We start from the raw sequence: 24,277 nt of genomic DNA on the forward strand, positions 1-24,277 counted from the left end.
CGGGCCGGTCACAGGAAGCCGTCACCGGCAGGACCGGTCGACGCGCGGATCACAGACGCGGTCAACCGCAGCATCGGCTGACGCGCTGGTCGCAGGGCGGGCTTATCTGCGGGACCGGCTCACGCGCGGATCATGGAACGCGCTCATCTGCGGGACCGGCTGACGGGCGGGTCACAGGACGCTGTCATCGGCAGGGTCGGTTGACGCGCGGATCACAGACGCGGTCAACCGCAGCATCGGCTGACGCGCTGGTCGCAGGGCGGGCTTATCTGCGGGACCGGCTCACGCGCGGATCATGGAACGCGCTCCTCCGCGGGACCGGTCGGCCGGTCACTCACAGGACGACGTCATCGGCAGGACTGGCTGATCCGCCGGTCACAGGACGTCGTCATCGGCAGGACCGGTCGACGCGCGGATCACGGAACGCGCTTGTCCGCAGGGCCGGTTGACGCATGGGTCATACGACGCGCTGGAGGGCCTTCCTCGTGAGGTCGGCGAGGGTTGGATATCCGTCGACGGCCATGATCAGGTCGGTCTCCGCGAGGAGTGAGCGGAGGACGTGGACGATGCCGTCCGTGCCGCCCAGGGCGAGGCCGTAGGCGTACGGGCGGCCGATGCCGACGGCGGTGGCGCCCAGGGCGATCGCCTTGACGATGTCGGCGCCGCTGCGGACGCCGGAGTCGAAGAGGACCGGGAGGCCGTCCGCCGCCTCGACCACGGCCGGGAGCGCGTCGAGGGCCGGGAGGCCGCCGTTGGCCTGGCGACCGCCGTGGTTGGAGCAGTAGACGGCGTCCACGCCCCCGTCCTTGGCCCGGCGCACGTCCTCGGGGTGGCAGATGCCCTTGACGATCAGGGGGAGGTCGGTCAGGGAGCGCAGCCAGGGGAGGTCGTCCCAGGTGAGGGGGTTGCCGAAGAGCTGCGTCCAGAGGAGGACCGCGGACTGGGGGTCCTCCTCCGGGGTGCGCGCGAGGCGGCCCCGGAAGACCGGGTCGCTCGTGTAGTTGGCGAGGCAGTGGCCGCGCAGCTGGGGGAAGTTGGCGGTGGACAGGTCGCGCGGGCGCCAGCCGGTGATCCAGGTGTCCAGGGTGACCACGATGCCCTTGTAGCCGGCCTGTTCGGCACGGTGGACGAGGCTCGCGGCGAGGTCGCGGTCGGTCGGGGTGTAGAGCTGGAAGAGGCCCGGGGTGTCCCCGAACTCGGTGGCGACCTCCTCCAGCGGGTCGACCGTGAGCGTGGAGGCGACCATCGGCACGCCGGTGCGCGCGGCGGCCCGCGCGGTGGCCAGGTCGCCGTGCCCGTCCTGGGCGCACAGGCCGATGACACCGACCGGTGCCATGAACACGGGGGAGGGCAGCTTCAGCCCGAACAGGTCGACGGACAGGTCGCGTTGGGCCGCTCCGACGAACATGCGGGGGACCAGTCCCCAGTGGTCGAAGGCGGTCACGTTGGCGCGCTGGGTGCGTTCGTCGCCGGCGCCGCCCGCGACGTACGACCAGACGGAGGGCGGCAGCGCCGCGCTCGCCCTCTCCTCCAGTTCCGCGAAAGCCATGGGGTAGGACGGCACGATTCCGCCGAGCCCGTTGAAGTAGATCTCGTTCTGATAGGAGCCGAACGGCTGTCCCATGCCATCTCCCTCTTCGCTCAGGGAGGGATTCTCGCAGTGGACGCGGTGGCCCCGTACCCCGCACCCGATCCCGTCCGCCACCGACCGATGCCGCTAACCCCCGCGGGACATGGCAGGCTTGGGGCATGGCCGTGCAGATCAACCCCAGCATCCTGTCCGCCGACTTCGCCCGTCTCGCCGAGGAGGCCAAGGCGGTCGAGGGCGCCGACTGGCTCCACGTCGACGTCATGGACAACCACTTCGTCCCGAACCTCACGCTCGGCGTGCCGGTCGTAGAGTCACTGGCCCGGGCGACGGACACCCCGCTGGACTGCCATCTGATGATCGAGGACGCCGATCGCTGGGCCCCCCAGTACGTCGAGGCGGGTGCCTCCTCCGTCACCTTCCACGTCGAGGCGGCCGCGGCTCCGGTGCGGCTTGCCCGTGAGATTCGGGCCAAGGGCGCCCGCGCCTCCATGGCGCTCAAGCCGGCGACGCCCGTCGAGCCGTACGAGGATCTGCTGGGCGAGCTGGACATGCTGCTGATCATGACCGTGGAGCCGGGCTTCGGTGGCCAGTCGTTCCTGGACATCATGCTGCCGAAGATCCGCCGCACCCGTGAGCTGATCAGGAAGCACGGGCTGGAGCTGTGGCTGCAGGTCGACGGAGGAGTTTCGGCCTCGACGATCGAGCGCTGCGCGGAGGCCGGAGCCGATGTGTTCGTCGCCGGTTCGGCGGTCTACGGGGCATCCGACCCGGCAGCGGCGGTACGTGCATTGCGCACACAGGCCGAAGGGGCCGTGAGCAAGGCATCCTGGGCGTGCGACCACTGAGCGGCAGGTATGTGAACGGCGGCCATCAAGGCTGATCAAGAGCGCCGGATCTGCGAGGATGAACGGCGAATCCAGAGTGTGAACAGCAGTGAGGAGATCGCCGTGTCGGGTATGTCGGCGGGCCGGTCAGCCATGCGGATGGGACCCGCAGAGCTGGTGCAGGCGGCGGCCATGGCCCGCCGCTTCTACCTCGAGGGCAAGTCCAAGATCCAGATCGCGGAGGAGTTCGGCGTCAGCCGCTTCAAGGTGGCCCGGGTCCTGGAGACCGCTCTCGAACGGGATCTCGTACGCATCGAGATCCGAGTACCGGCCGAGCTGGACGCGGAGCGCTCGGACGCGCTGCGCGCCCGCTACGGCCTCAGGCACGCCGTCGTGGTCGAGTCCCCGGCCGAGGTCAGCGACGAGTCGCCCGACCCCGAGAACCTCGGGGAGGTCGCGGCCGATCTGCTCGGCGAGCTGGTCAACGAGGGCGATGTGCTCGGCCTCGCCTGGGGCCGGTCCACCATCCACATGGCGGCGGCCCTCGACCGGCTGCCGCCCTGCACGGTGGTCCAGCTGACGGGCGTGTACGACGCCGGGACGGCCGAGCGCGGCTCGGTCGAGGCGGTACGGCGGGCCGCGCAGGTGTCGGGTGGCGACGCCCACCCCATCTACGCGCCGATGCTGCTCCCGGACGCGGCCACCGCGGAGGCGCTGCGCCACCAGACGGGGATCGCCCGGGCCTTCGAGTACTTCGACAAGGTCACCGTCGCCTGTGTCTCCATCGGCTCCTGGGAGCCGGGCATCTCGACGGTGTACGACATGCTCAGCGACGAGGAGCGGGCGCACTACTCGTCCCTCGGTGTCGCCGCCGAGACGTCCGCGCACCTCTTCGACGCCGAGGGCCGCCGGGTCGGCCGGGACCTGGGCGAGCGGTGCATCACCGTCAAGGCGGACCAGCTGCGCCGTATCCCCGAGGTCGTCGCGATCGCGGGCGGGCAGCGGAAGGCGGCGGCGATCGACGCGGTGCTGCGGTCCGGTCTGGTCACCAGCCTGGTGACGGACACCGCTGCCGCGGACTATCTGATGACGGCCGGCACACCACCGAAGTCGGCGCTCGGCAGGACGGACCCCGACGGGATTTGACGGGTCCTGACAGCAGGTCGTGAGGGGACGGCCGTGGCAGCATCGGGCGCATGCTGCTGCGGTTCGTCTCCCGAGTGCTTCTCGTCTGTCTGGCCGTACTACTGCCCGTAGGCTGTTCGTCCACGGCCACGAGTGGAGGCACCGGGACCGTCAAGGCGTCCCAACTCCCCGCCGAGGCACGGCAGACCATCACCCTCATCGACCGGGGCGGTCCCTTCCCGTACGCCAAGGACGGGGTCGTCTTCGGGAACTACGAGAAGCTGCTGCCGGAGCAGAAGAGCGGCTACTACCACGAATACACCGTCCGGACGCCGGGCTCGCGCGATCGCGGGGCCCGCCGCATTGTCACCGGACAGGGCGGCGAGATCTACTACACCGATGATCACTACAAGTCGTTCAGGACGGTACTGAGATGACGCAGCTCGCGGTCACGCTCGACCTCGACGGGGTCACGGACAAGGCCGGCCTGATGGACGGTGTCGCTCGCGCTCTCCGGCTCCCCGACTGGTTCGGCCGCAACTGGGACGCCCTCGCGGACAGTCTCGGCGACCACACCGTGTGGCCCGAAGAGGCCGTGGAGCAGGGCCTGTTGGTCGTCGTACGGAACTGGCGGGCGTACGCGAAGGCACGGCCGGGGGAGTGGGAGACGGCGGTCGACGTCTTCGGCGACGCGGTCGACCGGACGCCGACGCTGTCCGTGGTGCTCGCGCTGGGTGGAGACGGGCGCTAGGCCCATTGTCCGAGGCGGCTGGCAGAGTGTTCGGTATGGAGCAACAGGAGCAGCGCACGTCCGTCCGTCTCGTGGTCGTGGATCCGGATCTCGACGCGCAGTGCGACCGGGTCGAGGAACACCTGCTGGCGCCGCTGGCCGAGTCCGCGCGGGGAGCCGGTGGGCACGCGCTTTTCGCGGACGGGCTCGTGGTCTTCCGGCGGGTGCGGGAGACACTCGCCGAGGCGGTGGCGCGGGGACCCAAGGTGTGGACGCCGAACGGCCGTTGGGAGCACGAGGGCCTGCGCATCGTCGAACTCCCCACCGGGGAAACGGACTTGCTGTACGCGCTGCTGCGAGAGCTGTCCGGACTCCTCGTGACCCCGCCGGACCTCCCCGACCCGTCGGGCGTCGTGGCCGAGGTCCGCGGCACCGTCCTGACGCCCGAGAAGACCGCCGTCGGCCTGGTCGGCGCGCTGGCGAGGGTGCTCTCCCTGGTGGACCTCACGCCCGACGCCGATACGGCCACCCTCTTCGCGGCGATCGAGGCGGCCGACGGCGAGGACGTGAGACTCAGCTACGGGCAGGACGAGGCGTGGCAGCGGCTCGCCCACCGGCTCACGATGCTGCTCACCGAGTCCGCCCCACTGCACCGCTTCCTGTACTGACCCGGCCGCCGCTCAGTGGGCACGGCGCCTGCGGCGGGCGACGACCAGGGCGGCCGAGCCCAGCAGCACGGCTCCGGCCGCCGCGGTGGCGACGAGCGCCATGGGGCCCGTGCCCGTGTGGGGCAGCGTGCCGCCCGGCGAGGCCTCCGCGGTGGGCGTGGCCGACGCGCCGCCCGATGCCCCCGGCGTGGAGGACGTGCCCGGTGTGGGTGACGTGCCCGGCGTCGGTGACGCGTTCGACGTGTCCAAGGCGAACGTGACGCTGTCGTTGGCGGTGTTCGGATCGTGGAGGGGGATGGCGGCCGGGCCGGGGAGCACGGTCGCCGTGCCCTTGGCACCGTCGTAGTCCTTGGTGGTCCTGCCCCACAGCACGAAGAGCTGGCTCTTGCCGGCCGCGACACCGCGCGGCACGGGGCACACGTAGTGCCGGTGACCCGCCTCGAAGGGTGCCGTCCTGGTGCCGCTGACCCAGAGAAGGCATTCGCCGTAGGGGGTGTCCTCCCCTTCCTCGAAGGCGTTGCCGGTCGCGACCGTGCCCTTGGGCAGGACGACGTCGACCAGGGCGACGGCCTTGTTGTCGACCCCGTAGGCGGAGGCCGGGCCGTGGTTTTCGGCGTTGAGGTCCAGGGTCCATTCGCCCGCCTTGCGGCCGGGCCCGACCGCCGCGGTGGCGGCGAGGTCGGCGGAGCTGTCGGCCGAGACGGTGACCCGGCCCGTGGCGCCGCTCTCGAAACCGTCCCCCGCTCCGGACGCGGGCACCAGGGTGAGCTCCGGCCCGGTGCCGCGGTAGGGGCCGCCACCGGGCTGCACGTCGGGCTTCAGCAGCTCGGCCGAGTAGTCGGTCACGGCGGTCAGAACGCGGGCGCCGACCGTGGCGGTCAGCGGGCTGCTCAGCTCCACGGTGGCGCCCGCGGCCACGGGGGCCGTGAAGATGCAGGTGACGGACGCCTGGCTGTCGGGTTCGACGGGGTCGTCGCCGATGCCGTACATGCAGTTGGAGAACTTCCGGTCGAAGACCAGACCGCCCACCGACTCCCAGCGCAGCATGATGCGCCGGTCGGTCGCCAGGGAGCCCGTGTTGCGGAGCCGGAGCGGAAGGTCGATCCGGGACCCGAGCTCGGCGTTCGTCACGTCCGGGACCTTGCCGACGACCAGGTTCGGGACGCCGACGACCACCTTCGTCTGCGCGGTGGCGCCGGTGCCGTGGTCGGCGCTGACGGCGTACTTGAGCGTGCCGCTGTCGCCGAGGGCGGCGCGCGTGTCCGCACGCAGGGTGAACTCGACCGACTCCTGCTGGTAGACGTCCTTGTTGACGCAGGTGAAGACCTGTCCGTCGGCCGTACACCTCGGGTCGTCGACCGCGACGCTCGCGACGCCCGCCAGGTCACGTGTGTCGATGACGAGCGCGATGTTCGTGGGCAGCGGGACCTGCGCACCGTCGTCCGCGAAACTCCAGCTCACGGTGGCCGACTGCGCCGCCGACCCCACGTTGATCTGTTTCTCGGCGCTGATCGACGCGTATGCCTGCGTCGGCAGGGGAGACGGACCGGCGGCCACGGCGGCCGCACCGGGCGCCAGGGCGAGCACCACGGCAGTGAGCGCTGCCCAGAACGCCATGCGATTGACAGTCATACGCGTTCGACAGGCGAGGTGTCCCGAAGGTTGCCCACATGTGAATCACAGATTCGTTCGGGCGTTCCTCCAGCGAGGCCGCCGACCGGCCTGGACGATGATCCCATGCATGGCATTCCGCCTGACATGGGACAATGAAGTACGTGCTCTTCCCCCTGGCTGACCTGTCCGGGGGTCACCTCGATCGACTGGGATGTGCGGCACGTGCGTTTCCTCAACGACATCCAGCCCCCGTACGACCTGACGTACGACGACGTCTTCATGGTGCCGAGCCGCAGCGCGGTCGGCTCGCGTCAGGGTGTGGACCTCAGCTCTCCGGACGGCACGGGCACCACGATCCCGCTGGTCGTCGCCAACATGACCGCCATCGCGGGCCGGCGCATGGCCGAGACCGTGGCCCGGCGCGGCGGGCTCGTGGTCATCCCGCAGGACATCCCGATCGAGGTCGTCACCGAGGTCGTGTCCTGGGTGAAGAGCCGCCACCTCGTCCTGGACACCCCGATCCGGCTGGCCCCGCACCAGACCGTCGCCGACGCGCTGGCGCTGCTGCCCAAGCGCGCGCACAACGCCGGTGTCGTCGTGGACGAGGACCAGCGCCCGGTCGGTGTCGTCACCGACGCCGACCTGAACGGTGTGGACCGCTTCACGCAGCTCGCCGAGGTCATGTCCCGGGACCTGCTGCTGCTCGACGCGGACATCGACCCGCGCGAGGCGTTCAACAGGCTGGACGGCGCCAACCGCCGATACGCGCCCGCCGTCGACAAGGACGGCAGGCTCGCCGGCATCCTCACCCGCAAGGGCGCGCTGCGCGCCACGCTGTACTCGCCGGCCGTGGACGCGGACGGCAAGCTGCGGATCGCCGCCGCCGTCGGCATCAACGGCGACTTCGTGCAGAAGGCCAAGCAGCTGCTGGACGCGGGCGTCGACACGCTCGTCATCGACACGGCCCACGGCCACCAGGAGTCGATGATCAGTACGATCCGGCAGGTGCGGGCCCTCGATCCGCAGGTCCCCATCGTGGCCGGCAACATCGTCGCCGCCGAGGGCGTCAAGGACCTGATCGAGGCGGGCGCCGACATCATCAAGGTCGGCGTCGGCCCCGGCGCGATGTGCACCACCCGCATGATGACCGGCGTCGGCCGCCCGCAGTTCTCGGCCGTCAAGGAGTGCGCCGCCGAGGCGAAGAGGTACGGCAAGCACGTGTGGGCCGACGGCGGTGTCCGCCACCCGCGCGATGTCGCCATGGCGCTGGCGGCCGGTGCGTCGAACGTGATGATCGGCTCGTGGTTCGCGGGCACGTACGAGTCCCCGGGCGACCTTCAGCAGGACGCCGACGGGCGAATCTACAAGGAGTCGTTCGGCATGGCGTCCGCGCGCGCGGTCCGCAACCGCACGTCGGACGAGTCGGCCTACGACCGCGCCCGCAAGGCGCTGTTCGAGGAGGGCATCTCCACCTCCCGCATGTTCCTCGACCCGGCCCGCCCGGGCGTCGAGGACCTGATCGACTCGATCATCGCGGGCGTCCGCTCCTCCTGCACCTACGCCGGCGCGGGCTCCCTGGAGGAGTTCGCCGAGCGGGCCGTCGTCGGCATCCAGAGCGCGGCCGGCTACGCGGAGGGCGAGCCCCTGCACGCCAGCTGGAGCTGAGCCAACTCCTTTTCCTGCGGCCCCTGTTGTCCTGTCGCCCGGGATATTCGGGGGCCGTCGGCGTGCTCCGGCGGTTACCGTCGGACCTATGGAGATCGCCGCGTGCAGGGCCGCCGACGTGGCGCCGCTCGACGAGTTCATCGGCTCGCCGGGGGCCGCCTCGACCCATGCCCGACGGTTCGCACGGCAGCAGGCGGGCGGGGGTACCTATCTCGTCGCCTGGATCGACGGCCGGCCCGTCGGGCACGCGGAGGTGATCTGGGACGGCTGCGCGGCACCCGAGGTGCGGGCAGCGCTGCCCGGCTGCCCGGAGCTCAACGGTCTCGCCGTATGGCCCCCACGACTGCGCTCGCGCGGCATCGGCGGCGCGCTGATCCGGCGCGCCGAGGAAGTGGCCCGGGAGCGCGGCCGTACGGTCCTCGGTCTCGGGGTCGCGGCCGACAATCCGCGCGCCGCCGCGCTCTACGCGCGGCTCGGCTACCGGCCTCTGACGGACTACGTGGACCGCTGGTCGTACGAGGACCGTGACGGGGTGATCCGTGAATGCGTGGACCCCTGCACCTTCCTCACCAAGAAGTTGCCGTCAGGCCCCCTTGACGTCAAGCGACCTTGACGCAACGGTGAACCCATGACCACACCCCAGAGCATCGAACCCGAGCACACCCTGCTCACCGCCGTCGCCCGCCTCGACGACCTCCGCACCCGCGAGTCCCTCGCCGGCTTCGGCAGCGACGCCGAGGCCCTCGACAAGGCCGAGACGCTGGAACTGCTCGCCCTGAGCGAGGTCGTCGCCCGCAAGGCCTCCTACGGCCGTCAGCTCACCGTCCGCGCGGCCCGCGAGGCCGGTGCCTCCTGGACGCAGATCGGGGCCGCGCTCGGCATGAGCAAGCAGGCCGCCTGGGAGGCGCACACCCGCTGGATCGACGCACAGGCGGAGGTGCACGGACAGCCCGGGCGGATGGGGTTCGACGAGGAGGACCTGGCCGCGGCGCGGGCCCTCGCGGGAGATCCGGACGAGGGCTGAACCGTGTTCTACTTCGTATACGGCCATCGCCGCTCCCACCCGGCCAGCGCAGAGAAGTGAACCGCCCGCAGTGCTGAACGAACTCGACGAACGCATCGTGCACGCCCTCGCCGAGGACGCCCGCCGCTCCTTCGCGGACATCGGGCACCTGGTCGGCCTCTCCGCGCCCGCCGTGAAGCGGCGCGTTGACCGGCTGCGGGCCACCGGCGCCATCACCGGTTTCACCGTACGGGTGGACCCGGCGGCGCTCGGCTGGCAGACCGAGGGGTTCGTCGAGATCTACTGCCGGCACAACACCTCCCCGGACACCATCCGGCGGGGCCTGGAGCGCTACCAGGAGGTGGTCGCCGCGTCCACCGTCACCGGCGACGCCGACGCCGTCGTCCAGGTCTTCGCCGCCGACATGCGCCACTTCGAGCGGGTACTGGAGCGGATCGCGGGGGAGCCGTTCGTGGAACGCACCAAGTCCGTGCTGGTGCTGTCCCCGCTGCTGCGCCGCTTCTCGTCCGGCTCGCCCACGTAAGGGCGACTGTCAGTGGGACGCCGTACGGTCGGGGGCATGGCAGCACGAATCGATCTCACCCTCGACTGCGACCACGCCCCGCTCCTCGCCGCGTTCTGGAAGACGGCCCTCGGCTACGTCGACGAGCCACCGCCCGCTCCGTTCGCCACGCGCGCCGAGTGGATCGCGCACCACGACCCGGAGGACGACGGGGCCGAGGACGACGGGGCCGAGGACGACGGCGCCTGGCTGTGCGACCCCGACGGCGTCGGACCGCGCCTGTCCATCCTCAAGGTCCCCGAGCCCAAGACCGCCAAGAACCGGCTCCACCTCGACATCCGGGTCCCGGTGCGGGGTGGCCCGGAGGAGAGATGGGCCGCGATCAGAGCCGAGGCCGAGCGGTTGGCGGACGCGGGCGGCCGGGTGCTCACCGAGGTCGACGGACACCATGTGGTGATGGCCGACCCGGAGGGCAACGAGTTCTGCGTGGCGGCCGGTTGAGCCTCCGGGCTCCCTGCATTCACTCCGCAGTCTTGCGGGCCAGCGCGTTGTTCCCTATGGAGTTGTGCACGCTGAAGGTCACCGCGTCCGAGCGGTAGCGGTCGTCCGACCACTCAACGGGCCGTCCCTCGCGGGTGGTTGTGACCCGGCGGACCCGCAGCAGCGGGCTGGTCCGGCGGATGCCCAGCAGCTCCGCGTCCTGCGCGCCCGCCGCCACCGCGTCGATCACGTGCTCGCCGTAGGCGAAGACCAACCCCGTGTCGTCGTACAGGCGTTGAGTGACCGACGGACAGTCGGGCTCGATCGCCTCGACGGCCGGAGAAATCCAGTCGGCGTATACGGTCCGCTCCAGCAGGACCGGCTCGCCGTCCAGGCCGCGCACCCGGAGGACGTGCAACACCGGGGTCTTCTCCGGGAGTTGGAGGTGTACGGCGTCCTCGGCCGTGGCCGGGCGGTACTCCTGCTCGACCACGTGCCCGGTCGCCTCGCGGTCCATCGCGCGCGCCCACTCGGCGAAGCTGCGCAGTTCGGCGAAGCTCTGGCTGCGGCGGCTGGCCAGCACCACCCGGCGGGCGCCCTGACGGGAGCCGATCAGCCCTTCGGCGGTGAGGGCAGCGACGGCCTGGCGGACCGTGCCGCGCGAGACGCCGTACTGCGCCGCGAGCTCCGTCTCCGCGGGCAGCCGGCTGCCGACTGTGTACTCCTCGCGGTCGATGGCCCTGCGCAGCTCGTCGGCGATCTCCTCGTGTCGCGCCGTCATGCTTCCCCTCTGAGTCGACCACTGTGCACAGCGTGAGCAGCGTAGTCGAGTTCCCTTGGTGATCCGTGTCAGCCAGGACTGTGCAGTGAATAAGGGGTCACGGTTTCGCCAATGTTTACGAACAAGACACCATCGGCGGGCGTACTGAGGCCAACTTGTTCAGACAAGTTCTCCGCTCTGCTCTACCCCTCGTGCGCACCCCTGGAGAGACCGTGACCGTGTCCCCGCCGAGAAACGCCGTCCTGGGTGGTTCCCTCGCCGTCGTCGCCGCGCTCGCCCTGAGCGCCTGCGGCGCCGCTCCCACCAACTCGTCGACCACCGCCGACGGCAAGAACGCCGCCACCGCCACCTCCGTCGCCGACTTCGGCGGGATGGACGCCCTGGTCAAGGCCGCCAAGAAGGAGGGCACGCTGCACATCATCGCGGTGCCCCGTGACTGGGCCAACTACGGCGCCATCATCGACGGCTTCACCAAGAAGTACGGCATCAAGATCACGGACGAGAACCCGGACGGCTCCAGCCAGGACGAGATCAACGCCGTGACCTCCCGCAAGGGCCAGGACCGTACGCCCGACGTCCTCGACCTCGGCTCCTCCTTCGCGCTCAGCGCCGCCCAGCAGGGCCTGCTCGCGCCGTACAAGGTCGCCTCCTTCGACCAGATCCCCGAGGGCCAGAAGGACCCGAAGGGGCAGTGGTTCAACGACTACGGCGGCTACATCTCCATCGGCTGCGACGCCAAGCGCGTGAAGACCTGTCCGACCACCTTCGCGGACCTGCTGAAGCCGCAGTACAAGGGCCAGGTCGCCCTCAACGGCAACCCCACCAAGTCGGGTTCCGCCTTCGGTGGCGTGTACGCGGCGGCGCTCGCCAACAAGGGTTCCTTCGACGACATCCAGCCCGGCCTGGACTTCTTCGCGAAGCTGAAGAAGAACGGCAACTACACGCCTGTCGAGTCCACCCCGGCCACCGTCGAGAAGGGCGAGACGCCCATCTCCATCGACTGGGACTACCTCAACGCCGGTTACGCCGACGAGTTCAAGTCCAAGGGCGTCGACTGGAAGGTCACCATCCCGAGCGACGGCCAGTACGCGCAGTACTACTCGCAGGCCATCAACAAGGACGCCCCGCACCCGGCGGCCGCCCGCCTGTGGCAGGAGTACCTGTACAGCGCCGAGGGCCAGAACCTGTGGCTCAAGGGGTACGCGCGCCCGGCGCTGATGACCTCCATGGAGTCGGCCGGCACGCTCGACAAGACCGCCGCCGCCAAGCTCCCGCAGGTCTCCGGCACGCCGTCCTTCCCGACCGAGGCCCAGCAGAGCAAGGCCAAGACGGTCATCGCGTCCGGCTGGGCGAAGGCCGTCTCCGGATGACGGCCACGCTCACGCGGGCCGACGTGGTTGCCGCCGCTTCCTCGAAGCGGCGGCGCCGCGTCCCCGGCTGGATAGCCGTGGTCCCGCTGCTCGTGTTCGTCGCGGTCGCCTTCGGGGTGCCCGCCATCGCGATGCTGAACGGCGCCTTCACCGTCAAGAACCAGACGACGGGCGCCACTTCGTACAGCACCGTCAACCTCACCGACTCGCTCCAGGGCGCCTACTTCACCGCGCTGGTCGGCAGCGTCAAGTTGTCCGCCCTCTCGGCCGCCCTCGGCACCCTGCTCGGTCTCCCGCTCGCGCAGGTCGTCGTCACCTCCCGCTTCCGCGCGCTGCGCGAGGCCGTCCTCACCGCTTCCGGCGTCCTCGCCAACTTCGGCGGTGTCCCCCTCGCCTTCGCGTTCGTCGCCACCCTGGGCAACGCCGGTGTGCTGACGACCCACTTGGGCCTGAAGGACAAGGGGTGGGATCTCTACAGCTTCTCCGGCCTTGTCCTCGTCTACCTGTACTTCCTCATCCCGCTGATGGTCCTCACCATCACCCCTGCCCTGGAGGGCCTGCGCACCCAGTGGCGTGAGGCCGCCCAGAACAACGGCGCCACCGGCGTGCAGTACTGGAGGCACGTAGCCCTGCCGGTGCTGCTGCCCTCGCTGCTCGGCGGATTCGTCCTCCTCTTCGGCAGCGCCTTCGCCGCGTACGCCACCGCCGCGGCCATGGTGGGCAGTTCGATCCCGCTGGTCACCCTCCAGATAGCCGACGCCATCTCCGGCAACGTGCTGGTCGGCCAGGAGAACGTGGCCCTCGCCCTCAGCCTCGACATGGTCCTGGTCGCGGGCCTGGTCATGGCCGTGTACCTGCCCCTGCAACGACGGAGCGCGCGATGGCTGGACGCCTGAACATCTGGCGGTGGGTCGTCCTCGGCCTCGCCGCCCTGTACTTCCTGGTGCCGCTCGCCGCGTCGGTGATCTTCACGGTCGACGTGCCGGGGGAGGGCGTCACCTTCGACGCCTACACCCAGATCGTCTCCGCCGACGGCTTCACCTCCAGCCTGGTGCTCTCGCTGGAACTCGCCGCCGCCACCATCGCCGTCGTCCTGCTCCTGATGGTCCCGGCCATGGTCGCGCTACGGCTCGGCGCGCCCCGGCTGCGCCCTGTCGTCGAGGTGATCTGCTCGCTGCCGCTGGTGGTGCCGCCGATCGCGTTCGTCGCCGGTATCGCCACCGTCCTCAAGTGGGGCCCCGACTACCTGTCCCGGACCCCGCTGTTCGAGACCTTCGTCGCCATCCAGAATCCGAGCTTCCCGTTCATTCTCGTCCTCGCCTATGTCGTGATGGCCCTGCCGTTCGTGTACCGGGCGCTGGACTCGGGGCTGCGGGCCATCGACGTGAAGACCCTCGTCGAGGCCGCCCGCAGCTGCGGCGCGGGCTGGCCGCAGGCGCTCGTGCGGGCCGTACTGCCCAATCTGCGCGGGGCGTTGCTCAACGCGTCCTTCCTCACGCTGGCGCTGGTGCTCGGCGAGTTCACCGTGGCCCAGCTCCTCGGCTTCCAGCCCTTCGCCGTGTGGATCTACAGCGTCGGCGGGTCCAACGCCCAGCTCTCCGTCGCCGTCTCCGTGCTCAGCCTGGTCGTCACCTGGGCACTCCTCCTCACGCTCGCCGGTGTCGGCGGGCGCGACAAAACCGCTTCGTCCCGGGGATGAACCATGACCGCCACCACGCTTGAGAAAACCACGACGGAGAACGCCGCCACCGTCGAATTCCGGGGCCTGCGCCGGGAGTTCGGCCCCACGGTCGCCCTCGACGGACTCGACCTGACCGTCCGCCCCGGCGAGTTCCTGGCCCTGCTCGGCCCCTCCGGCTGCGGCAAGACCACCGCCCTGCGCATGCTCGCCGGCTTCGAACACCCCACCTCCGGCGAGGTGTTGGTGGACGGCAAGGACGTCACCGACGTGCCCGCGCACCGCCGCGACGCCGGGATGGTCTTCCAGTCGTACAGCCTCTTCCCGCATCTCAACGCCCTCGACAACGTCGCCTTCGGGCTGCGCATGCGCAAGGTGCGTACGGCCGAACGGCGGTCCCGCGCGGCCGAGTTGCTCGACCTCGTCGGGCTCGGCGACAAGGGCGAGCGCTTCCCGCACCAGCTCTCCGGCGGCCAGCAGCAGCGCATCGCGCTGGCCCGAGCGCTCGCTCTGCGCCCCCGCGTGCTGCTCCTGGACGAGCCGCTGTCGGCGCTCGACGCCAAGGTGCGGCTGTCCCTGCGCGAGGAGATCCGCCGCCTCCAGCAGGAACTCGGCATCACCACCCTCTTCGTGACGCACGATCAGGAAGAGGCCCTGTCCATCGCCGACCGGGTCGCCGTGATGCGCGCCGGAAAGCTCGAACAGTGCGCCGCACCGGCCGAGTTGTACGGCCGGCCCACGACCGCGTTCGTCGCCGAGTTCGTCGGCACCATGAGCCGGCTCCCGGGGCACCTCACGGACGGCACTGTGGAGGTGCTCGGCCAGCGGCTGCCGGTCGACGGCGAGGCCCCGGCAGGACCCGAAGTCGACGTCCTTGTACGGCCCGAGGCGATCCACGTGAACGCCGACGACGCCGGAGACGCGCGTGTCGTCGGCACCGCCTTCCTCGGCGCGGTCGTCCGTGTCAGCGTTCTGCTCGCCGACGGCACCGAGGTCAAGGCCGACCTGCCCACGCACGAGGCCACCACCCTGGGCGCCGGAGTCGCCGTACGCGTGTCGCTGCCGGAGCGGCCGGTGCTCGTGGCGGAACGCGTCAACCCGTAGGGCCCACAGGCCCGCAGTGAACCCGCAGTGAAAGAGAGAAACGTGACCCCCCACACCCAACTCCCGCTCCAGGCCGTCCTGTTCGACATGGACGGAACGCTCGTCGACACCGAGCGGCTGTGGTGGGAGGCGGTGGAGCAGGTCGCGGGCAGAACCCTCACCGACGCGGACCAGTCGGAGGTGCTCGGCCGTCCGGTCGAGCACACCGCCGACTGGCTCGCCACCGCCACGGGCGCGTCGGCGACGGACCTCGCGGCCGAACTGCACCGGGAGTTCGCCGCCCGCGTCCGCACCGGCATCGTGCCCCGCCCCGGCGCGCTCGATCTCCTCGACGCCCTCGCCCGCGACGGCGTCCCCACGGCACTCGTCACCGCGTCCCCCCGCGCGGTCGCCGACACCGTCCTCGACGCCCTCGGCGCCAGCCGCTTCGCGGTCTCCGTCACCGCCGACGACACCGGGCCCACCAAACCCGCCCCGGACCCCTACCTCGCCGCCTGCCGCGCCCTCGGCGTCGACCCGGCGGCCTGCGTTGCCGTGGAAGACACCCAGACCGGCGTCAGCTCCGCCGAGGCGGCCGGCTGCGCGGTCCTCGCCGTACCGTCGCTGGCCCCGATCGACGCGGCCCCCGGCCGGACCGTACGGGCGAGCCTCGTCGGGATCACCCCGGCGGACCTGCGCGCGATGGTGACGCCCGGCACGGCACAAGAACTACGCGTGTTGACCTGGAATCTCTGGCTCGGCGGCAGCAAGGTCGACGACCACCGGACCAAGCAGCTCAAGGTCATCGCGGAGACCGGCGCGGACGTGGTCGGCCTCCAGGAGACCGGCGGCACCGCCGGCGAGGAACTGGCCGAGGCGCTCGGCTGGCACCACCACCGCGCCGGCGAGAACCTCGGCGTCATCAGCCGCCACCCGATCACCGCCCGCTTCGGCGGCCCGGACGTCGGCTTCTACGGAGCCGCCGGGGTACGGATCGCCGTCCCCGGGGGCCGCGAGATCGACCTGTGGACCTGCCACCTCGACTACACGCCCTACGGCCCCTACGAATCCGCCTTCGACGGGCTCCCGGCCACCGACCTGATCGCCCACGAGGACGTACGGCTCGCCCAGATGCGGGACACCCTGGACCGGATCGCGGACGCGGCCGTGGACGCCGTACCCGTGGTCCTGGTGGGCGACTTCAACAGCCCCTCGCACCTGGACTGGCCGGACGTCGAGTGGCCGGTCACGAAGGCGGCGGCCGACGCGGGCCTGCGCGACAGCTACCGGGAGGCCCACCCGGACCCGGCCGCCGACCCCGGCCACACCTGGTCGCCGATCCACCCCCTGCACGAGGACGGCAGCGGGCGCCCCGAACCCCAGGACCGCATCGACTACGTCCTGCACCGGGGCCTGACCGTGCTCGACTCCCGCACGTTCGTCACCGGCACCCCGGCGCCCTGGCCCGACGTGTCCGCCAACTGCTGGCCCTCGGACCACGCGGCCGTCCTCACGGTCTTCGCGGTGCCCAACCCGTAGGCCCTGTCAGGGATTCCAGAAGAACGACACGTGCGCGCGGTCGAAGCGGCGCTCGGCCAGATCCTGTCGCGGGATCACCCAGTGCAGGGTGGAACCCTCCCGGCCGGTGAGACCGATGTCCCATTGGGCGAGCAGCACCCATTCGTCGGGGGCGGGCAGTTCCGTGGCGTCGGCGTCGACGGACCCGGGCGCCGCCTCGGCCCGGTGCCGTCGCGCGTCCTCCGCCTCCTCGGCGGCGTCCGTGACGGGGTCCGTCTCCGTGCACTCGTGGAAGGCGTACCCGCCGATGTGCAGCGGTCCGTCGACGGCGATCTCGCCGTACGTCTCCTGCCACACCTCGGCCAGCTCCCAGGCGCGGGGATGGCCGGGGAGCGTGACGGTCTCGTCGCCCGACCCGGGGGACGGGGCCAGGAAGTGGTGCGGCAGGGAGACATCGGGCGCCAGCCGCAGTTCGTCCTGCGGGAACTGCTCGTAGATGGCGAGCGTCGCGTCGTCGCAGACGCTGTTGTTCTTCGTCCGCCGCTCCTCGACAGGCGTCCCCTCGGGGATGTACACGACCTCGCCGGCCGGAGCGCTGTAGTACGTCATGTCGGGGAAGCCGAAGAGCAGCAGACGGCCGTCGGCCGGCAGTGGCAGGCCCGTCGTCTCCTCGGGCAGGGCCGCGCAGTCGAGGGTGGCGAGTAACGGGAACCAGGGGTCGGGGGTGTCGGCGGGCAGCAGCAGCGGTCCGCCGAACCTGCCCACGACCGGCCCGTCCCCACGGGTGACGAGGGTCCCGGTCGGACGGGCGGTGGCGATCCACGCCTCGACGTCCTGGAGCGGTATCCCGCGCCGCAGTGCCTCCGCGCGGAACGGCACGAGCCGGCTGATCAGGTCAGGATTCATGGGCGGAAACATACGCCCGGGGTCTGACAGCCGGTCCGTGGCACCGGAACGACCGGCGCGCAACGAATCGCCGCCCCGCCCCACCCGCACGCAACGAAACGCTCACCGGCGCGCAACGGCTCCTTCTTGTCCGGCCCAGCCCCTCAGCCGTACCGTCTAGATGGCCCCCGACAGGTGGCTCGTCAACCTTTTCGTACCGGCGAGGAACACACATGCGCACCGCCCTGCTCCAGAGCTCCGGCCGCCCCGGCTCCGTCGTCGAGAACCTCAAGGTCCTCGACGAGGCGGCCGGCCGGGCCGCGGCCGGCGGTGCCGCGCTGCTCGCCGCGCCGGAGATGTTCCTCACCGGCTACGCGATCGGCGACGACATCGGCCGCCTCGCCGAACCCGCCGACGGCGACTCCGCCGACACGATCGCCGAGATCGCCACCCGGCACGGTCTCGCCATCACCTACGGCTACCCGGAGCGCGACGGCGACGCCGTCCACAACTCGGCCCAGCTGATCTCCGCCCACGGCGACCGCCTCGCGAACTACCGCAAGACCCACCTCTTCGGCGACTTCGAGCGCGCCCACTTCACCCCCGGCGAACAGCCCGTCGTCCAGACCGAGTTGAACGGCCTGACCATCGGCCTGGTGATCTGCTACGACGTCGAGTTCCCGGAGCCCGTCCGCGCCCACGCCCTCGCCGGCACCGATCTGCTGCTGGTCCCGACGGCGAACATGCACCCGTTCCAGCTGGTCGCCGAGTCCGTGGTCCCGGTGCGGGCCTGGGAGAACCAGATGTACGTGGCGTACATCAACCGCATCGGCCAGGAAGGGGAGTTCGACTTCTTCGGCCTCTCCACGCTCGCCGGTCCCGACGGAGTCGCCCGCACCAAGGCCGGCCGCGGCGAGGAACTGCTCCTCGGCGACGTCGACCCCGCGTTCCTCGCCGAGTCCCGCGCGGCGAACCCGTATCTGCAGGACCGCCGCCCCGGCCTCTACGGGTCCCTGGCCTGAATCCCCCCTGCCGTTCCCGTACTTGTTCCAGTTCTTGTTCCGCTAGGAGTCCGTACCCCATGACGTCCACGGTGCCCAACGCCGTCCAGCACGCCGACGAGCGACAGCCGCCGATCACCATGTTCGGGCCGGACTTCCCCTACGCCTACGACGACTTCCTCGCCCACCCGGCGGGCCTCGGCCAGATACCCGCGACCGAGCACGGCACCGAAGTCGCGGTCATCGGGGGCGGGTTGTCCGGCATCGTGGCGGCCTACGAGCTGATGAAGATGGGCCTCAAGCCCGTCGTCTACGAGGCGGACCGGATCGGCGGCCGGCTGCGCACCGTCGGCTTCGAGGGCTGCGACCCGTCCCTCACCGCCGAGATGGGCGCGATGCGCTTCCCGCCCTCCTCCACCGCCCTCCAGCACTACATCGACCTGGTCGGACTGGAGACCCGCCCGTTCCCCAACCCCCTTGCGGAGGCGACCCCTTCGACCGTCGTCGACCTCAAGGGCGAGTCCCACTACGCGACCACCGTCGACGACCTCCCGCAGGTCTACCGCGATGTGATGCACGCCTGGAACGCCTGCCTCGAAGAGGGCGCCGACTTCTCCGACATGAACCGCGCCATGCGCGAACGCGACGTCCCGCGCATCCGCGAGATCTGGTCGAGGCTCGTCGAGAAGCTCGACAACCAGACCTTCTACGGCTTCCTCTGCGACTCCGAGTCCTTCAAGTCCTTCCGGCACCGCGAGATCTTCGGCCAGGTCGGCTTCGGCACCGGCGGCTGGGACACCGACTTCCCCAACTCGATCCTCGAGATCCTGCGCGTCGTCTACACCGAGGCCGACGACCACCACCGCGGCATCGTCGGCGGCTCCCAGCAACTCCCCCTCCGCCTCTGGGACCGCGAGCCGCAGAAGATCGTCCACTGGCCCTACGGCACCTCGCTGGCATCCCTGCACGTGAACGGCGAACCCCGCCCCGCCGTGACCCGGCTGCACCGCACGGCCGGCAACCAGATCACCGTGACGGACGCGAACGGCGACATCCGCACCTACCAGGCGGCGATCTTCACCGCCCAGTCCTGGATGCTGCTCTCCAAGATCGCCTGCGACGACTCGCTCTTCCCGATCGACCACTGGACGGCGATCGAGCGCACCCACTACATGGAGAGCTCCAAGCTCTTCGTCCCGGTCGACCGGCCCTTCTGGCTCGACAAGGCCGCCGACGACAGGGGAAACCCGACCGGCCGGGACGTCATGTCGATGACCCTCACCGACCGTATGACGCGCGGGACTTACCTCCTCGACGACGGCCCGGACAAGCCCGCCGTCATCTGCCTCTCGTACACCTGGTGCGACGACAGCCTCAAGTGGCTGCCGCTGTCCGCCAACGAGCGGATGGAGGTCATGCTGAAGTCGCTCGGCGAGATCTACCCGAAGGTCGACATCAGGAAGCACGTCATCGGCAACCCGGTGACCGTCTCCTGGGAGAACGAGCCCTACTTCATGGGCGCGTTCAAGGCCAACCTGCCCGGCCACTACCGCTACCAGCGGCGCCTGTTCACCCACTTCATGCAGGACCGGCTGCCCGCGGACAAGCGGGGCGTCTTCCTCGCCGGCGACGACATCTCCTGGACGGCCGGCTGGGCCGAGGGCGCCGTCCAGACCGCGCTGAACGCGGTCTGGGGCGTCATGCACCAGCTCGGCGGCACGACCGACCCGACCAACCCGGGTCCGGGAGACGTCTACGACGACATCGCACCGGTCGAACTCCCGGAGGACTGAGGGGAGTTCAGACCCCGGCCGCCCGCGCCTTCTCGTACACCTCGGCGGCCACGTCCTTGAGCTCCTGGGCGTCCCGCGGGGTGGTCTGGAGGTCGATCAGGATTTCCTCCAGGCCGACCGCCGCGTGTGCCACCAGGTCCTCGACGATCTGGTCGGCGCTGCCCTGGAAGGGCCGACGGTCGGGTCCTTCGTAGGGCTTGGCCGTGTACACGGTGTTGACCCGCACGACCGTCCGGATCGGTTCGGTGCGCCCGCGTTCGGCCGCCAGGTCCTGCAACTCCCGCCACTGGGCGGCCAGTTGCTCGGCACCCATGCCCACCGGCAGCCAGCCGTCGGCGTGGTCGACCAGCCGCCGCCGGGCCTTCCTGTTGGTCGCGGCCAGCATGATCGGGATCGGCCGGGCGGGCTTGGGGCCGACCACGGCGGAGGCGATCTTCGTCAGCTGCCCGTCGTACTTCACCGGGTCGGGGCCCCATACCGCCCGGCACACCTCGATCAGCTCGTCGAGCACCGTGCCGCGCTCCTCGAACGGCCGGATGCCGGAGGCCGCGTACTCGTCGAGCGACCAGCCGGTGCCCAGGCCCGCGATCACCCGGCCGCCGCTCGCCGCGTCCAACGAGGCCAGGGACTTGGCCAGTTGGAAGGGAGCGTGCAGCGGCGCCACCAGCACGCTGCTGCCCAGCCGCGCCCGCTCGGTGGCCGCCGCCGCCAGGGTCAGCGTGACCAGTGGCTCGGCCACGTTCCGGTACGCGTCGGGCCAGGGCAGACCCGGGACGCCGTACAGCCCCTGGGTGGCGGGCTCCGGGAAGAGCGCCCGCTCGAAGACCCACAGACTGTCGTAGCCAATGTGCTCGGCGGTGCGGGCCACGTCGGGAACGTCCGCGCCGATGCTGTACTGCCGCATCTGGGGAAGGCCGAGGCCGAGCCGAGTCGTCATACCGGTGCTCCTTCGCAGTCGGGTGCGTGCCGTCAACGTAGGGCGAACACCGGGAGATTCCGAAGCGGTTCGCACGCCGATCGGATCAGGCCACCTCAGTCGGGCAGCGGTGTGAGCATCATCCGGCCCGCGAGCCCCACCGCCGCGTCCAGCCGTTCGGTGAACTCCTCGGCGACCTCGGGCAGTCCGCGCAGCGCCCACAGGGCCCGGGCCGCCGTCCAGGTGGCGTCCCGGGCGCGCTCCAGGCTCCAGGAGCCGAGCAGATGAGTGAGCGGATCGGCGATCTGGAACAGGTCGGGGCCCGGCATCAGCTCTTCGCGGATGCGCTCCTCCAGCGACACGAGGAGATCGCCCACGCGGTCGAACTCGTCCTCCAGGTCGGCCGGTTCGCAGTCGAGCGTACGACAGGCGTCCACCACGGCGAGCGCGAGATCGTGGCCGATGTGCGCATTGATGCCCGAGAGGGCGAACTGCAGCGGTCGTACGCCCGGATGCCGGCGCAGCTGGAACAGCGGACGCCAACACGCGGGCGCACGCCGCCCGTTGGTGACCGTGTCCACGGCCGCCAGATAGCGTTCCGCGAACCGTACGTCCAGCGTGATCGCGGCCCGTGGGTCCGTGAACCGCCCGGCGTCTACGCTCCGGTCGACCGCCTCCGTGACGGCGAGGTAGACGCGGTTGAACACCGCGACCCCGTCCCGGGCGGGCAGCTCCTCGTCGAGCGCGCGCAGCCGGGAGACGACCTTGTCCACGGGTGTGGTGAAGTGTGCCAATTGCCCCATGGGGGCAGCGTCCCAGTCCTAGGCTGGCCGAGGTGCCGGCGGGCCCGACACTTCCCCGGAACGGGGGAACGGGTGCGACGCACGGGAGGGGGCGGCGGCGTGTCGGGTTCGCGTGGCCGGCGGCGCGGGCGGGGCGCCCGGCGGAGCGTGCTGGTCGTGGCCGCGTCGGTCGTGGTCGCGGTCGGCACGGTGACCGGGATGATCAGAGCGCTGGACGACGACAGCGCTGCGAGCACGGCGCGGCCCGACGCGACGGGGGCGACGCTGCTGGTGCCACTGCCCGAAGTGCCGTCGGCGTCGGACTCCCCGTCCGCGAAGGCGAGTTCGTCCACCCGGCCGAAGAAGACCGCCACCACCGGCACCGTACGGAAGCCGCAACGGACCGCCACCGTCCCCCCGCGTCTCTACCGCCACCCCGAGTCCCAGGTCCTCGACTGGGTCCGCGACCACCCCGACGACCCCCGTACCGAGGTCATCGCGTCCCGGATCGCCGACCGGCCGGCGGCGGTGTGGTTCGCCGACTTCACACCGTCGACCATCACCTCCCGCGTCCGCGCCGTCACTTCGGGCGCCGCAGCGCAGGGCAGGGTGCCGGTCGTCGTGCCGTACGCGATCCCGGACCGCGACTGCGGCGGGGCCTCCGAGGGCGGCGCGTCCGACTTCGCCGCGTACGACGGCTGGATCGACAACTTCGCGGCGGGCCTGGGCTCCCGTGAGGTCGTCGTGATACTGGAACCCGACTCCATAGCCCAGGCCGATTGTCTCTCCGACGCCCAACGCGCCGAACGCTTCGAGGCGTTGGCCCGCGCGGGCCGCGTCCTGAAGGCCGCCGACCCGCAGGCACGCGTGTACTACGACGCCGGCCACTCCGACTGGAACCCGGCCGGACAGCAGGCGGCCCTGCTCAAGCAGGCGGGCGCGGCCTCCGCCGAGTCCTCCGACGGGATCTTCAGCAACGTCTCGAATTTCCACACCACTTCGGCGGAGATCGCCTACGACCGCCAGGTCCTCGACGCCCTCGGCGGCCCCTCGGGCCTCGGCGCCGTCATCGACACCAGCCGCAACGGCAACGGCGCCCCGGCCGACGGCCAGTGGTGCGACCCGGCGGGCCGGAAGATCGGCCGGGCACCGACGCTGAACACCGGCGAGGCCCGGATCGACGGCTATCTGTGGGTGAAACTGCCGGGGGAGTCGGACGGCTGCAAGGGCACGGCCGGCACGTTCACGGCGTCGTACGCCTACGACTTGGCCCGCTGATCCGCTCGTCCACGGGAAAGGACTGTGCGCCGACACGAAAGACGGCTCCGCCACGCCTTGGCAGAGTCGTCCGCGAGTCACCGTCGGGGTGTCTCGGTCGGTACTCGTGAACGGTGGCGGAACGAACATGTCAGAGGCGGGCGGCAGCACGTACGCGATGGGAAGAACCTCCGCGGAGACGGCCAGACTGGATGTTCAGGACGCGCTGTACGGAGGGTTCACCGAGTACCTCTTGCGGGCCGCCGGCCTGCGGGAGGGAATGCGCGTCCTCGACGTCGGCTGCGGCACGGGCGGAGTGTCACTCGCCGCCGCGCGAATTGTCGGCCCGCAGGGCCGCGTTGTGGGCGTGGACATGAATCCGGAGGTACTGGAGACCGCGCGCGCCAATGCCGCCGCGGCCGCGATGGAGAACGTCAGCTTCGAGCACCATGTGCTGCCCGATGTCGAACTCGCGGAACCCGTCGACGCGTTGGTGGGCCGACTGATCCTCATGCACCTCGCAGACCCCGTGACGGTCGTGAAAGCGCTCACCAGGTCTGTACGGCCCGGCGGTCTCGTGACGTTCCAGGAGATCAATATCTCGCGGGCGCGCGCCATTCCGGACGTGCCCCTGGTGACGGCCTGCCGCGAGTGGATCTGCGCGGCGCAGCGAGAAGCGGGCAGCAACCCCGACATGGGCGAACAACTGGCCCAGGTACTGCGATCCGCGGGGCTGGCACATCCCGAGGTCGCCGTCGCCGTCCCGACGGGAGGCGCGGACTCGCCGGCGATGTCTCTCATCGCCGAGACCGTGCGCAGTCTCCTTCCGCTGATCGAGCGCGGGGGTGTCGCCGAGGCCCGGACCGTTGACGTCGAGACGCTGCGCGGCCGTCTGTCGCACGCGTGCGAGGAAGCGCAGGCGATCGTCTACCTGTCCGAGCTGGTCGCCGCGTGGGGACGGCTCGGCTAGTACGCCGGGTTCGGCGGAAC

Annotated in this window: 25 protein-coding genes; 19 read left to right on the forward strand and 6 right to left on the reverse strand. The window is 70.9% G+C overall.

All coding sequences use genetic code 11. The features are described 5' to 3' along the window. Positions 1-457: 457 nt before the first annotated feature. A complete protein-coding gene (locus OH768_RS42705) occupies positions 458-1,624 on the reverse strand; it encodes an alpha-hydroxy-acid oxidizing protein (protein ID WP_406461887.1) in 1,167 nt (388 codons plus the stop codon). A gap of 125 nt (positions 1,625-1,749) precedes the next feature. Here OH768_RS42705 and rpe point away from each other — a divergent pair, with 125 nt between their 5' ends. The 5 genes from rpe to OH768_RS42730 all read left to right on the forward strand — a co-directional run bounded on the left by rpe (position 1,750) and on the right by OH768_RS42730 (position 4,938). Further along, positions 1,750-2,436 carry a ribulose-phosphate 3-epimerase gene (rpe, locus tag OH768_RS42710; protein ID WP_406461889.1) on the forward strand — a complete coding sequence of 229 codons (687 nt, stop codon included), beginning with the start codon at positions 1,750-1,752 and terminating at the stop codon, positions 2,434-2,436. 78 nt (positions 2,437-2,514) lie between these two features. Continuing rightward, complete coding sequence (locus OH768_RS42715; RefSeq protein WP_359614083.1) at positions 2,515-3,561, forward strand: sugar-binding domain-containing protein; 1,047 nt, start codon at positions 2,515-2,517, stop codon at positions 3,559-3,561. A 50-nt stretch (positions 3,562-3,611) separates the two neighbouring features. Further along, positions 3,612-3,977 (forward strand): ribonuclease domain-containing protein, encoded by a 366-nt coding sequence (locus OH768_RS42720; protein ID WP_406461891.1) that lies wholly within the window; start codon positions 3,612-3,614, stop codon positions 3,975-3,977. Then, positions 3,974-4,291: a barstar family protein gene (locus OH768_RS42725; protein WP_406461892.1), complete on the forward strand. Its 318-nt coding sequence runs from the start codon at positions 3,974-3,976 to the stop codon at positions 4,289-4,291. The genes OH768_RS42720 and OH768_RS42725 overlap by 4 nt, the downstream gene beginning before the upstream one ends. Before the next feature lie 35 nt (positions 4,292-4,326). Beyond that, entirely contained in the window at positions 4,327-4,938 is a 612-nt protein-coding gene (locus OH768_RS42730; RefSeq protein WP_406461893.1) for a hypothetical protein, read from the forward strand. 12 nt (positions 4,939-4,950) lie between these two features. On the opposite strand, the gene OH768_RS42735 is transcribed toward OH768_RS42730, so the two are convergent. Further along, a complete protein-coding gene (locus OH768_RS42735; protein WP_406461894.1) occupies positions 4,951-6,555 on the reverse strand; it encodes an LPXTG cell wall anchor domain-containing protein in 1,605 nt (534 codons plus the stop codon). A gap of 219 nt (positions 6,556-6,774) precedes the next feature. Here OH768_RS42735 and OH768_RS42740 point away from each other — a divergent pair, with 219 nt between their 5' ends. The 5 genes from OH768_RS42740 to OH768_RS42760 all read left to right on the forward strand — a co-directional run bounded on the left by OH768_RS42740 (position 6,775) and on the right by OH768_RS42760 (position 10,244). After that, on the forward strand, positions 6,775-8,217 hold the full coding sequence (locus OH768_RS42740; protein ID WP_406461896.1) for a GuaB1 family IMP dehydrogenase-related protein: 1,443 nt from the start codon (positions 6,775-6,777) through the stop codon (positions 8,215-8,217). Positions 8,218-8,305: 88 nt separating this feature from the next. Beyond that, positions 8,306-8,830, forward strand: coding sequence for a GNAT family N-acetyltransferase (locus tag OH768_RS42745; protein WP_406461897.1), 525 nt, complete (start codon positions 8,306-8,308; stop codon positions 8,828-8,830). 15 nt (positions 8,831-8,845) lie between these two features. Next, positions 8,846-9,241 (forward strand): hypothetical protein, encoded by a 396-nt coding sequence (locus tag OH768_RS42750; RefSeq protein WP_406461898.1) that lies wholly within the window; start codon positions 8,846-8,848, stop codon positions 9,239-9,241. A gap of 70 nt (positions 9,242-9,311) precedes the next feature. Beyond that, complete coding sequence (locus tag OH768_RS42755) at positions 9,312-9,764, forward strand: Lrp/AsnC family transcriptional regulator (protein ID WP_262062324.1); 453 nt, start codon at positions 9,312-9,314, stop codon at positions 9,762-9,764. Positions 9,765-9,800: 36 nt separating this feature from the next. Further along, positions 9,801-10,244, forward strand: a complete 444-nt coding sequence (locus tag OH768_RS42760; RefSeq protein ID WP_406461899.1) for a VOC family protein — start codon at positions 9,801-9,803, stop codon at positions 10,242-10,244. A gap of 19 nt (positions 10,245-10,263) precedes the next feature. On the opposite strand, the gene OH768_RS42765 is transcribed toward OH768_RS42760, so the two are convergent. Then, the gene (locus tag OH768_RS42765; protein WP_406461901.1) at positions 10,264-11,004 is read right to left on the reverse strand and encodes a GntR family transcriptional regulator; all 741 of its coding nucleotides are present in this window, start codon (positions 11,002-11,004) and stop codon (positions 10,264-10,266) included. A 212-nt stretch (positions 11,005-11,216) separates the two neighbouring features. On the opposite strand from OH768_RS42765, the gene OH768_RS42770 reads away from it, so the two are divergent. From OH768_RS42770 to OH768_RS42790, 5 genes are read left to right on the forward strand one after another with little or no spacing between them, the layout of a single operon-like run. Beyond that, on the forward strand, positions 11,217-12,374 hold the full coding sequence (locus OH768_RS42770; protein WP_406461902.1) for an ABC transporter substrate-binding protein: 1,158 nt from the start codon (positions 11,217-11,219) through the stop codon (positions 12,372-12,374). Further along, positions 12,371-13,270, forward strand: a complete 900-nt coding sequence (locus OH768_RS42775) for an ABC transporter permease (protein WP_406461904.1) — start codon at positions 12,371-12,373, stop codon at positions 13,268-13,270. The genes OH768_RS42770 and OH768_RS42775 overlap by 4 nt, the downstream gene beginning before the upstream one ends. Then, positions 13,255-14,073 (forward strand): ABC transporter permease, encoded by an 819-nt coding sequence (locus tag OH768_RS42780; protein ID WP_406461905.1) that lies wholly within the window; start codon positions 13,255-13,257, stop codon positions 14,071-14,073. The genes OH768_RS42775 and OH768_RS42780 overlap by 16 nt, the downstream gene beginning before the upstream one ends. Positions 14,074-14,076: 3 nt before the next feature. Continuing rightward, entirely contained in the window at positions 14,077-15,156 is a 1,080-nt protein-coding gene (locus OH768_RS42785; protein ID WP_406461907.1) for an ABC transporter ATP-binding protein, read from the forward strand. Positions 15,157-15,198: 42 nt separating this feature from the next. Continuing rightward, on the forward strand, positions 15,199-16,674 hold the full coding sequence (locus OH768_RS42790) for an HAD-IA family hydrolase (RefSeq protein ID WP_406461908.1): 1,476 nt from the start codon (positions 15,199-15,201) through the stop codon (positions 16,672-16,674). Positions 16,675-16,680: 6 nt separating this feature from the next. On the opposite strand, the gene OH768_RS42795 is transcribed toward OH768_RS42790, so the two are convergent. After that, positions 16,681-17,559: a DUF1963 domain-containing protein gene (locus OH768_RS42795; RefSeq protein ID WP_406461910.1), complete on the reverse strand. Its 879-nt coding sequence runs from the start codon at positions 17,557-17,559 to the stop codon at positions 16,681-16,683. Between the two features lie 212 nt (positions 17,560-17,771). On the opposite strand from OH768_RS42795, the gene OH768_RS42800 reads away from it, so the two are divergent. Both OH768_RS42800 and OH768_RS42805 read left to right on the forward strand, forming a co-directional pair. Further along, the gene (locus tag OH768_RS42800; RefSeq protein WP_406461911.1) at positions 17,772-18,560 is read left to right on the forward strand and encodes a carbon-nitrogen hydrolase family protein; all 789 of its coding nucleotides are present in this window, start codon (positions 17,772-17,774) and stop codon (positions 18,558-18,560) included. Between the two features lie 59 nt (positions 18,561-18,619). Beyond that, on the forward strand, positions 18,620-20,332 hold the full coding sequence (locus OH768_RS42805; RefSeq protein WP_406461912.1) for a flavin monoamine oxidase family protein: 1,713 nt from the start codon (positions 18,620-18,622) through the stop codon (positions 20,330-20,332). A gap of 7 nt (positions 20,333-20,339) precedes the next feature. Here the strand turns inward: OH768_RS42805 and OH768_RS42810 are convergent, their stop codons facing one another. Both OH768_RS42810 and OH768_RS42815 read right to left on the reverse strand, forming a co-directional pair. After that, positions 20,340-21,269 (reverse strand): LLM class F420-dependent oxidoreductase, encoded by a 930-nt coding sequence (locus tag OH768_RS42810; protein WP_406461914.1) that lies wholly within the window; start codon positions 21,267-21,269, stop codon positions 20,340-20,342. Between the two features lie 95 nt (positions 21,270-21,364). Next, positions 21,365-22,051, reverse strand: a complete 687-nt coding sequence (locus tag OH768_RS42815; protein ID WP_406461915.1) for a DUF5995 family protein — start codon at positions 22,049-22,051, stop codon at positions 21,365-21,367. Between the two features lie 150 nt (positions 22,052-22,201). On the opposite strand from OH768_RS42815, the gene OH768_RS42820 reads away from it, so the two are divergent. Both OH768_RS42820 and OH768_RS42825 read left to right on the forward strand, forming a co-directional pair. Next, the gene (locus OH768_RS42820; RefSeq protein WP_406465675.1) at positions 22,202-23,308 is read left to right on the forward strand and encodes a glycoside hydrolase family 6 protein; all 1,107 of its coding nucleotides are present in this window, start codon (positions 22,202-22,204) and stop codon (positions 23,306-23,308) included. A gap of 127 nt (positions 23,309-23,435) precedes the next feature. Then, positions 23,436-24,257 carry a class I SAM-dependent methyltransferase gene (locus tag OH768_RS42825; RefSeq protein ID WP_406461916.1) on the forward strand — a complete coding sequence of 274 codons (822 nt, stop codon included), beginning with the start codon at positions 23,436-23,438 and terminating at the stop codon, positions 24,255-24,257. Positions 24,258-24,277: the final 20 nt, after the last annotated feature.

The sequence above is a fragment of the Streptomyces sp. NBC_01622 genome, from assembly GCF_045209635.1.
Taxonomy (GTDB): domain Bacteria; phylum Actinomycetota; class Actinomycetes; order Streptomycetales; family Streptomycetaceae; genus Streptomyces.

Excerpts from the sequence above, each read along its gene's own strand:
- OH768_RS42795 (WP_406461910.1), bottom strand. The coding sequence starts at position 17,559 with ATGAATCCTGACCTGATCAGCCGGCTCGTGCCGTTCCGCGCGGAGGCA.
- OH768_RS42760 (WP_406461899.1), top strand. The coding sequence starts at position 9,801 with ATGGCAGCACGAATCGATCTCACCCTCGACTGCGACCACGCCCCGCTC.
- OH768_RS42765 (WP_406461901.1), bottom strand. The coding sequence starts at position 11,004 with ATGACGGCGCGACACGAGGAGATCGCCGACGAGCTGCGCAGGGCCATC.
- OH768_RS42750 (WP_406461898.1), top strand. The coding sequence starts at position 8,846 with ATGACCACACCCCAGAGCATCGAACCCGAGCACACCCTGCTCACCGCC.
- OH768_RS42785 (WP_406461907.1), top strand. The coding sequence starts at position 14,077 with ATGACCGCCACCACGCTTGAGAAAACCACGACGGAGAACGCCGCCACC.
- OH768_RS42805 (WP_406461912.1), top strand. The coding sequence starts at position 18,620 with ATGACGTCCACGGTGCCCAACGCCGTCCAGCACGCCGACGAGCGACAG.
- OH768_RS42800 (WP_406461911.1), top strand. The coding sequence starts at position 17,772 with ATGCGCACCGCCCTGCTCCAGAGCTCCGGCCGCCCCGGCTCCGTCGTC.
- OH768_RS42735 (WP_406461894.1), bottom strand. The coding sequence starts at position 6,555 with ATGGCGTTCTGGGCAGCGCTCACTGCCGTGGTGCTCGCCCTGGCGCCC.
- OH768_RS42720 (WP_406461891.1), top strand. The coding sequence starts at position 3,612 with ATGCTGCTGCGGTTCGTCTCCCGAGTGCTTCTCGTCTGTCTGGCCGTA.
- OH768_RS42825 (WP_406461916.1), top strand. The coding sequence starts at position 23,436 with ATGTCAGAGGCGGGCGGCAGCACGTACGCGATGGGAAGAACCTCCGCG.
- OH768_RS42810 (WP_406461914.1), bottom strand. The coding sequence starts at position 21,269 with ATGACGACTCGGCTCGGCCTCGGCCTTCCCCAGATGCGGCAGTACAGC.
- OH768_RS42705 (WP_406461887.1), bottom strand. The coding sequence starts at position 1,624 with ATGGGACAGCCGTTCGGCTCCTATCAGAACGAGATCTACTTCAACGGG.
- rpe (WP_406461889.1), top strand. The coding sequence starts at position 1,750 with ATGGCCGTGCAGATCAACCCCAGCATCCTGTCCGCCGACTTCGCCCGT.
- OH768_RS42725 (WP_406461892.1), top strand. The coding sequence starts at position 3,974 with ATGACGCAGCTCGCGGTCACGCTCGACCTCGACGGGGTCACGGACAAG.
- OH768_RS42780 (WP_406461905.1), top strand. The coding sequence starts at position 13,255 with ATGGCTGGACGCCTGAACATCTGGCGGTGGGTCGTCCTCGGCCTCGCC.
- OH768_RS42775 (WP_406461904.1), top strand. The coding sequence starts at position 12,371 with ATGACGGCCACGCTCACGCGGGCCGACGTGGTTGCCGCCGCTTCCTCG.
- OH768_RS42745 (WP_406461897.1), top strand. The coding sequence starts at position 8,306 with ATGGAGATCGCCGCGTGCAGGGCCGCCGACGTGGCGCCGCTCGACGAG.
- OH768_RS42815 (WP_406461915.1), bottom strand. The coding sequence starts at position 22,051 with ATGGGGCAATTGGCACACTTCACCACACCCGTGGACAAGGTCGTCTCC.
- OH768_RS42730 (WP_406461893.1), top strand. The coding sequence starts at position 4,327 with ATGGAGCAACAGGAGCAGCGCACGTCCGTCCGTCTCGTGGTCGTGGAT.